At 67.1% G+C, this 8,085-nt stretch carries 5 protein-coding genes; 4 read left to right on the forward strand and 1 reads right to left on the reverse strand.

Translation table 11 applies throughout. The features are described 5' to 3' along the window. Nucleotides 1-61 precede the first annotated feature (61 nt). Nucleotides 62-2,704, forward strand: a complete 2,643-nt coding sequence (locus AAEU42_RS11855; protein ID WP_342233768.1) for a calcium-translocating P-type ATPase, PMCA-type — start codon at nt 62-64, stop codon at nt 2,702-2,704. A gap of 757 nt (nt 2,705-3,461) precedes the next feature. Here AAEU42_RS11855 and AAEU42_RS11860 read toward each other — a convergent pair. Beyond that, nucleotides 3,462-4,166, reverse strand: a complete 705-nt coding sequence (locus tag AAEU42_RS11860; protein WP_342233769.1) for a F420-0--gamma-glutamyl ligase — start codon at nt 4,164-4,166, stop codon at nt 3,462-3,464. A 146-nt stretch (nt 4,167-4,312) separates the two neighbouring features. On the opposite strand from AAEU42_RS11860, the gene AAEU42_RS11865 reads away from it, so the two are divergent. From AAEU42_RS11865 to AAEU42_RS11875, 3 genes are read left to right on the forward strand one after another with little or no spacing between them, the layout of a single operon-like run. Continuing rightward, nucleotides 4,313-5,830 carry a spore germination protein gene (locus AAEU42_RS11865; RefSeq protein ID WP_342233770.1) on the forward strand — a complete coding sequence of 506 codons (1,518 nt, stop codon included), beginning with the start codon at nt 4,313-4,315 and terminating at the stop codon, nt 5,828-5,830. Beyond that, nucleotides 5,827-6,777 carry a Ger(x)C family spore germination protein gene (locus AAEU42_RS11870; RefSeq protein ID WP_342233771.1) on the forward strand — a complete coding sequence of 317 codons (951 nt, stop codon included), beginning with the start codon at nt 5,827-5,829 and terminating at the stop codon, nt 6,775-6,777. The genes AAEU42_RS11865 and AAEU42_RS11870 overlap by 4 nt, the downstream gene beginning before the upstream one ends. Next, nucleotides 6,761-7,849: a hypothetical protein gene (locus AAEU42_RS11875; protein ID WP_342233772.1), complete on the forward strand. Its 1,089-nt coding sequence runs from the start codon at nt 6,761-6,763 to the stop codon at nt 7,847-7,849. Before AAEU42_RS11870 ends, AAEU42_RS11875 begins: the two co-directional genes overlap by 17 nt. Nucleotides 7,850-8,085: the final 236 nt, after the last annotated feature.

Raw genomic sequence — 8,085 nt, forward strand, 5'->3', positions numbered from 1 at the left:
TCGGACAAGCAGGACGCTTATCCTATCCTTACCAGAATGTGGAAAAGGAAGGACGAGAGCGATGAGCGCCTGGCACAGCAAAAGCGTGGGGGAGACCCTGAGGGACCTGGAGACCGACCGGCGGCGGGGGCTGACGGCGGCGGAGGCGGAGCGGCGGAAGCGTACATACGGCCCAAATGAACTGGCGGGGAAACCCAAGGAGAGCATGGCGGCCCGGCTGCTGGGGCAGCTGAAGGACCCCATGATTTTGGTGCTGCTGGCGGCGGCGGTGCTGTCCTTCCTCTCCAGCGGGGGGGAGGACTGGCTGGACGCGGCCATTATTCTCCTCATCGTGGTGGTGAACGCCATCATCTCCATCTCCCAGGAGAACAACGCCGAGCGGGCGCTGGAGGCATTGAAAAAGATGTCTGCCCCCCTGGCCCGGGCCACCCGGGACGGGAAGGAGGTCCGGGTGGCGGCCAGCGATCTGGTGCCGGGGGATCTGATCCGCCTGGAGGCCGGAGACCTGGTGCCCGCCGACGCCCGCATTTTGGAGGGTTCCGCCTGCAAGGCCGACGAGAGCGCCATGACCGGGGAGTCGGTGCCGGTGGACAAGGCCCCTGGGGAGGGTCTGCCCCCGGACACTCCCCTGGCCGACCGGCACAACATGGTGGTGGGCTCCACCGTCATCACCGCCGGGCGGTGCGTGTGCGTGGTCACCTCCACCGGCATGGACAGCGAGGTGGGGAAGGTGGCGGGCCTCCTGCTGGACCAGGAGGAGACCGAGACCCCCCTCCAGCGGAAGATGGGGGAGATCTCCAAGACCCTGTCCTTTGTCTGCCTGTGCGTGTGCGCCGTCATGTTCGGGGTGGGGCTTTTGCAGGGGAAGGGCATACTGGATATGTTCATGACCGCCGTGTCCCTGGCGGTGGCCGCCATCCCCGAGGGCCTGCCCGCCATCGTCACCATCGTGCTGGCCCTGGGGGTCCAGCGGATGGCCAAGCGGGGGGCCATCGTCAAGAAGCTGCCCGCGGTGGAGACCCTGGGCTGCGCCGGGGTCATCTGCTCGGACAAGACGGGGACCCTGACTCAGAACCGGATGACGGTGACCCAGGTGTGGACCCTGGGCGGCTTCGACCGGCGGGAGGCCCTGACCCTGGGTGCCTTATGCTGCGACGCGGTTTTGAACGAGCGGGGGGCGGTCACCGGCGAGCCCACCGAGGCGGCTCTGGTGGAGGCCGCCCGCAAGGAGGGCCTCAACAAAAACGAGCTGGAGCGGGAGCGGCCCCGGCAGGGGGAGGTGCCCTTCGACTCGGGCCGCAAGCTCATGTCCACCGTTCACGCAAAGCCCGGCGGCGGCTGGCGGGTCTGCGTGAAGGGGGCCCCCGACGTGCTTCTTTCAAAATGTGAGCTGACCCCCGCCCGCCGCCGGGCGGCCCTGGACCAAAACGACCGCATGGCCGCCGGCGCCCTCCGGGTGCTGGGGGTGGCCTACCGGGACCTGGACCGGCTGCCGGGGAAGCTGACGGCGGAGACGCTGGAAAAAGACCTCACCTTCGTGGGGCTCATCGGCATGATCGACCCGCCCCGGCCCGAGGCCAAGGCGGCGGTGGAGCAGTGCTGGGCCGCCGGCATCCGCCCGGTGATGATCACCGGGGACCACAAGCTGACGGCGGTGGCCATCGCCAAGGAGCTGGGCATCTGCCGCCCCGGTGACCTGGCCATCACGGGGGCCGACCTGGATTTTATGCCCCAGGAGACCCTGGAGGAGGACGTGGATCAGTTTTCCGTCTACGCCCGGGTGTCCCCCGAGCATAAGACCCGCATCGTCAACGCCTGGCGCAAAAAGGGCCAGGTGGTGGCCATGACGGGGGACGGGGTGAACGACGCCCCCGCCCTCAAGGCCGCCCACATCGGCTGCGCCATGGGCAAGTCGGGCACCGACGTGGCCAAGGAGGCCGCCGACATGATCCTCACCGACGACAATTTCGCCACCATCGTCTCCGCCGTGGCGGAGGGGCGAGGCATCTACGCCAACATCAAGAAGGCCATTCACTACCTGCTCTCCTGCAACATCGGGGAGATTTTGACCATCTTCCTGGCCACCGTCCTGGGGTTCCACCAGATGCCCCTGGTGCCGGTGCAGCTTTTGTGGCTCAATCTGGTGACCGACGCCCTCCCCGCCCTGGCCCTGGGGGTGGAGCCGGTGGAGGAGGGGGTCATGGACCAGCGGCCCCGGGACGCCCACGAGAGCCTCTTCAACAAGAAATTCTCCCTGCGGCTGGCCTGGGAGGGGTGCATGGTGGGGCTCCTGACCCTGGGGGCCTACTGGCTGGGGGAGTACGTGCTCTCCGACCCCGGGGAGGCCAGCGCCCTGGCCAACACCATGGCCTTCGCCACCCTGACCCTCTGTCAGCTGTTCCACGCCTTCGACGCCCGGAGCGAATATCAGTCCCTTTTTCACGTGGGGGTCTTTTCCAATCCGGCCATGAACAAGGCGTTTTTGGTAGGGCTGGCCATGCAGCTGGCGGTGCTGTGTCTGCCGCCGCTCCAGGCGGTGTTCCAGACCGTGACAATGGATGTCCATGAGTGGACGGTGGTGCTGGCGCTGGCGGTGACGCCGGTGGTGATCTGTGAGATCGTCAAGGCCGTGGGCCGGGGGCGGAGGAAGAAGGAGACCCCGGCTGACCGGCGGCCCGCCGGGGTGGGGGCGGGCACCTTTTAAGAAAGGTGGGGGAAAGCCTGGGGGGCCATTCTTTCTGGAAAGAATGGCCCCCCAGACCCCCCAAAAAAGCACCCGGAGGGGGATTTCAATTTCCCCCTCCGGGACCACCCCTTGAAACGACCAAAGGAGGGGCGCCTGCGGGCGCCCCTCCTTTGGAAACCTCCCCAAACTGTCCGCAAGAGCGTGAGGAAACCCCGGCGGCGTACTCCGTAGCGCCGCCGGGGTTCGCGTTATATAAGCCTGCCCCGTGGTTGCCTCTGTCCAACCCCCATGTTGGCGGATGTCATTCGCTCGTCCCTGTAAACTTGGCCTTCCCCTTGGGGGAAGGTGGCAGCCCGGAGGGCTGACGGATGAGGGGAACTGCGGAAAACACGAAAGGCCCTGCTAAACGACAAGTTCCCCTCATCAGTCTCGCTGCGCTCGACAGCTTCCCCCAGGGGAAGCCTATTTGACAAACTTTCCGGACTCAGGTGCGCCAATGAGTTGCAAACACTATCTGTACAGCAGTACCTAGCGGCAGCGGCGCTAGGAGGAGACGGAGTTGAAAGACGTGAGCGCCGGTCGTTAGGAGTCGCCAGCCATAAATTTAGTTTGGCTTTTTTCTTTGGCGTCCAGGACCGTTTCTTTTTTCACGAAAAAAGAAACGGGCTTGGGCCCCCGGCAGGGGCGCCCCTGCATCCCCCTTTCCCACCCGGAGGGCGGGCCTACATGGAAAAAGGACATCAAAAAGCCGCCGCTGGAAAGCGGCGGCTTTTATTCACTCCTTGATTTCCCGGATCAGCACAAACGGCGTCAACTGCCGATCCTGCCCGGCGGGGTTGTCCCGAATGAGGCCCAGCAAATCGTCCTCGCTCCAGCCCTCCAGGGCCTTTCCCCGGCCCAACAGCTCCACGTTCAGGTCGTTGGCGTCCACGATCATCATGACGACGCCCAATTTCTCGTAGACCTCGTCGCAGACCTGGTCGGGGTCGCTGGGCACCCGGACGCCCATGTGCTCGTACTCGGGGATCTCGTGGCCGTAGAAGCCGTCCAGGCCGGAGACCTCGGTGCCCAGCATCTTGTAAAAGGTGCCGTGGATGCCCCGCAGCTTGTCGAAGGCGGCGCAGACGGCGGCCCAGAGGACCCGGCCCAGGCCGCAGACGTTGATGGCGAACTGCATCTTCACCGGCAGGCCCATGCCGGGGCCCGCCTCGGTCTGGTGGACGAAGCGGGAGAGGAGCTTGGCCCAGAAGCCGGGCTTCACCTCATCCTCGGTGACCACCCGGCCCTGGCACATGGCGATGACCTTTTCGCTGGAGGAGACAATGTCCCCCGGCTGGTAGACGGGGAGGACATACTGGGTGAAGAGGTCCAGATAGCTCTCGCCCACCTGGACGAAATGGGTGGTGATGGCGTGGCGGGCGTACCGCTTGCCGGCCACCTCGATGACGACGTTTTTTCCCTCGTTGGCGTGAAAATCCATAGCAAAGGCTCCCTTTTTCCTGCGATTTCCTTTTATTATACCCGCCTTAAGGCCACGGCGCAACCAGAAAAGCGGAATTTGTGGACGCATAAAGCGGCGGGGACGGGGGACACTGGAAGAATCAAGAGAAAAGGGAGGCTGGGACCATGGGCTTTTTTGGACGGGCCAAGCGGCCCGATCCGCCCCATCCCCGGAAGGAGCCCCGGCTGGAGGGGCCTCTGACCGCGGAGCGGCTGGGCCAGGTGTTCGCCGACTGCGTGGACTATAACCGCCGCAGCGTGACGGTGGGGGGCAACGAGGCCATGCGGGCCGACCTCATTTTTATCGCCGGGATGGTGAAGATGGAGCGGGTCAGCGACTACATCCTCCGGCCTCTGGCCCAAAATGAGGAGTTGGGCCGGATGGGGGAGAGCGTGGCCTGGGAGAAGATGCGCTCGGGGGCCCTCTACAACCTGTCGGTGGACGAGCGGACCACCCTGGACGAGGCGGCGGCAGACCTCATCGCCGGCAACTGCCTGCTCCTCTTCCCCGGCCGGGAACGGGCCCTCTCCTTTAATACGGGCACCGAGGAGAAGCGGAGCATCGGGGACCCGGAGAACGAGGTCTCCATCAAAGGGGCCCGGGACTCCTTCGTGGAGAACCTGCGGACCAACACCTCCCTCACCCGGCGGCACCTGCGGTGCCCTGAGCTGCGGATCTCCGAGCAGGTGGTGGGACGGCAGTCCTTGACCCCGGTGGATCTGGTGTGGCTGGACGGCATCGCCAGCCCCCGGACGGTGGAGGAGCTGAAGAGGCGGGTGGAGGACATCGACATCGACGCCCTGCTGGACACCGGCAACCTGGAGGAATATATCATCGACGAGCTGGACACCCCCTTCCCCCTGGTCCAGTACACCGAGCGGCCCGACCGGTTCTGCCACGGCCTGGCCGAAGGAAAGGTGGGCATCCTCATTGAGGGCATCCCCCTGGGCTATCTGGCGCCGGGGGTCATCGGGGATTTCCTCCGCGCCCCCCAGGACCGGTCGGAGAACTGGATGGTGGCCTCGGTGCTGACGGTGGTGCGGTGGCTGTGCCTGCTGGTGACGCTGTACCTGCCCGCCGTGTACGTGGCCATGGTGAACTTCCACCCGGAGATGATCCCCACCCGGCTGGCCCTGTCCATTATGGCGGCCCGGCGGGACGTGCCCTTTTCCACATTATTTGAGATTTTGCTCCTGCTGGCGGCCTTCGAGGTCTTACAGGAGGCGGGGCTGCGGCTGCCCCAGTCCATCGGGCAGACCGTGTCCATCCTGGGCGGGCTGGTGGTGGGCTCGGCGGCGGTGGAGGCCAAGATGGTGTCCCCGGCGGTGCTCATCGTGGTGGCCGTGGCGGGTATCGCCGGGTACACCATGCCCAGCCAGGACTTGGCGGGGGCCCTGCGCATCTGGCGGTTCCTGCTGGCGGTGCTGGCCGGGCTGGCCGGGCTCTTTGGGGTCATGGCGGGCACGGCGGCGCTGGTGGGCCACCTGGCGGGGCTGGAGAGCTTCGGCGCGGCCTATCTGACCCCCTTCGCCGCCAATGCCGGGGAGCAGGTGGAGGGGGACGTGGTGCTCCGCCAGCCCTTGCCCCAGGACAAGCAGCGGCCGGCCTATCTGAATACGGGGAACCGGAGGAAGCAGAAATGAAGGGACGGGTTTGGGCCGCGGTGCTGGCGGTCATCCTGGCGGCCCGGGGGGCGGGCATCCTGCCCCGGGGGCAGGAGATGGAGGAGCTGGCCCTGATCACCGCCCTGGCGGTGGACCAGGCGGGCCATGGGGTGACGGTCACAGCCGTCACCGGGGTCCGGGCCTCCCAGGGGGAGGAGCCGGAAGTGCTCACCGGGGCGGGGGGAAGCCTAGCCGCCGCCTGCCGGGCCATGGAGCTGAGCCGGGCCACCCGGCCCTACCTGGGCCAGGCGGAGCGGCTCCTGCTGGGCGAGGCCCAGGCGGAGACGGGGCTGGGGGAGACGCTGGAGTTCGTGCTGGCCGACGGGGAGCTGCGGCTGGACACACTATTATATATAGTAAGGGGAGAGGCGGGGGCCGGACTGGCCGCCGCCGCCCCGGAGACCGCCCAGGAGACCCCCGGGGAGGACCGGCGGGGACGGACGGTGGGGGAGACCCTGTCCCGGCTGACGGAGGGGGAATATGCCCTCATCCCCGCCCTGGCCCCCGGAGGGGAGGGCAGGCTGGCCCCCGCGGGCTGGGCGGTGGCGGGACCCGAGGGGCTGGCCGGCTTCCTGGAGGGAGAGGCCGCCATGGGAGCGGATCTGCTGGCCGGCCTGGGGGACGGGGAGGTGATTTCCCTGCCCTCGGGGGCCCTGGAACTCACCGGGGCCCGGTGCCTGGCCAAGGGCGGGCGGCTGCGGTGCGCCCTGACGGCCCAGGTGAGCCAGGGTGAGGGCACGGCGGAGGAGCTGGAGGTCTGGGGAACACGGTGCGTCCGGGCGGCCCTGGCGCCGGGCTGGGACTGCTGGGGCCTCACCAGGCAGCAGCGGGTGTGGGCGCCCTGGACGGGGGAACAGGCCGGCGCCGGGGCGCTGGATGTGGAAGTGACGGGAAAGGTGGAGGGAAGCTATGGACGGCGGGCGTGAAAAGAGCGTCTCCCAGCGGGAGCGGCTGGAATTGACGGTGACCGCCCTGTTCCCGGCGGCGGTGGGCCTGATGGCCGTGCCGGTGGCCGCCGCCGGGCGGGGGGCCTGGCTGGCCCCCATTCTGGCCCTGCCGGTGGGGGTGTGGCTCTGCCGGGCCTGGGGACGGCTGGGCCGGGAGGGGCTGAGCGCGGGTTTGCGGCGGGCCTGGGGCCCCTTCCTGGGCGGGGCCTTCTCCTGGGTATACCTGGCATGGGGGCTCTTTCTGCTGGCGGTGAGCGCCCGGCGGTATGCCGACCGGCTCTTCTCCGCGGGGCGGGGGGACGGAAGCCGGTGGCTCTTCCTTCTGGTGACCCTGGGCCTGACCCTCTGGCTGGGCCGGCGGCGGGGGGCCTTTGCCCGGACGGGGCGGCTCTTTTTCCTGGCCACCGGGGTGACCCTGGGGGCGGTGCTGCTGCTTTCGGTGCCCTCCCTGCGGTGGGAGAACCTGCTGCCCCTTTGGACCGATGAGCTGGCGTGGGTGCCCGCCGGCGCGCTGGGGGTGCTGTCCCTGGCGGGATATGGCGTGTATGGGCTCTGCCTGCCCGTGGGGGACGGGGCCCGGCCCCGGTCCTGGCCCTGGGCGGTGTGGAGCTGCGGGGCCCTGTCCGCCCTCCTGCTGGCGGTGGTGGGGGCCTTCGGCCCCGCCCTGACCCTGGAGATGGACGAACCCCTCCTCTATTTATTAAAGGGAGTCGGCGTGCCCGGGGCCTTCCAGCGGGGGGAGGCGGTGCTGGCCGCCATTCTGGCCCTGGCTGATCTGATCCTGCTGGGCATCCTGGAGCACGGGTGCCGCAGCCTGTGGCGGGCGGCCCTGCCCAAATGGGAAAAGGGCGGGACGGCCCTCGTCGTACTGGCCTTTCTGGCCGGGGGATTGATCCCCGGGCGGGAAATGGTGCTGTTTTTCAGCGAGGGGGTGGCCCCTCTGGGGAACCTTGTCCTCGGCGTTGTGCTGCCCTCTGTCGCTGTTTTGACCATGGGACGGCAAAAGGACGAGCCGGGCAAGGCCACATCTTGTGGGAAAAAGGAAACGTAAAGAGCAGATATTGCGCCGGTAAAGAGCCTTGAAAAAAGATGCGAAGAAAATGAAAAAAAGTGTTGACACAGGGGCTTGGTTTTGGTATATTAATAAGGCACCTGCGAGACGGGCAGAAAACACAAAGGGCTGAAAGCCTTGGGGGAGTTAAGCTTCCGAGTTTTTTCTTCAAAAAACTTCGAAAATAACTCTTGACAAGGAAGGCTGAATGTGGTATCCTAAAAGTCCGTTGCGGG

Origin of the sequence: Pseudoflavonifractor phocaeensis (genome assembly GCF_038439875.1) — a bacterium.
Taxonomy (GTDB): domain Bacteria; phylum Bacillota; class Clostridia; order Oscillospirales; family Oscillospiraceae; genus Vermiculatibacterium.

What these genes read in the sequence shown, in the direction of transcription:
- AAEU42_RS11855 (WP_342233768.1), top strand. Translation starts at nt 62, where the DNA reads ATGAGCGCCTGGCACAGCAAAAGCGTGGGGGAGACCCTGAGGGACCTG.
- AAEU42_RS11860 (WP_342233769.1), bottom strand. Translation starts at nt 4,166, where the DNA reads ATGGATTTTCACGCCAACGAGGGAAAAAACGTCGTCATCGAGGTGGCC.
- AAEU42_RS11865 (WP_342233770.1), top strand. Translation starts at nt 4,313, where the DNA reads ATGGGCTTTTTTGGACGGGCCAAGCGGCCCGATCCGCCCCATCCCCGG.
- AAEU42_RS11870 (WP_342233771.1), top strand. Translation starts at nt 5,827, where the DNA reads ATGAAGGGACGGGTTTGGGCCGCGGTGCTGGCGGTCATCCTGGCGGCC.
- AAEU42_RS11875 (WP_342233772.1), top strand. Translation starts at nt 6,761, where the DNA reads ATGGACGGCGGGCGTGAAAAGAGCGTCTCCCAGCGGGAGCGGCTGGAA.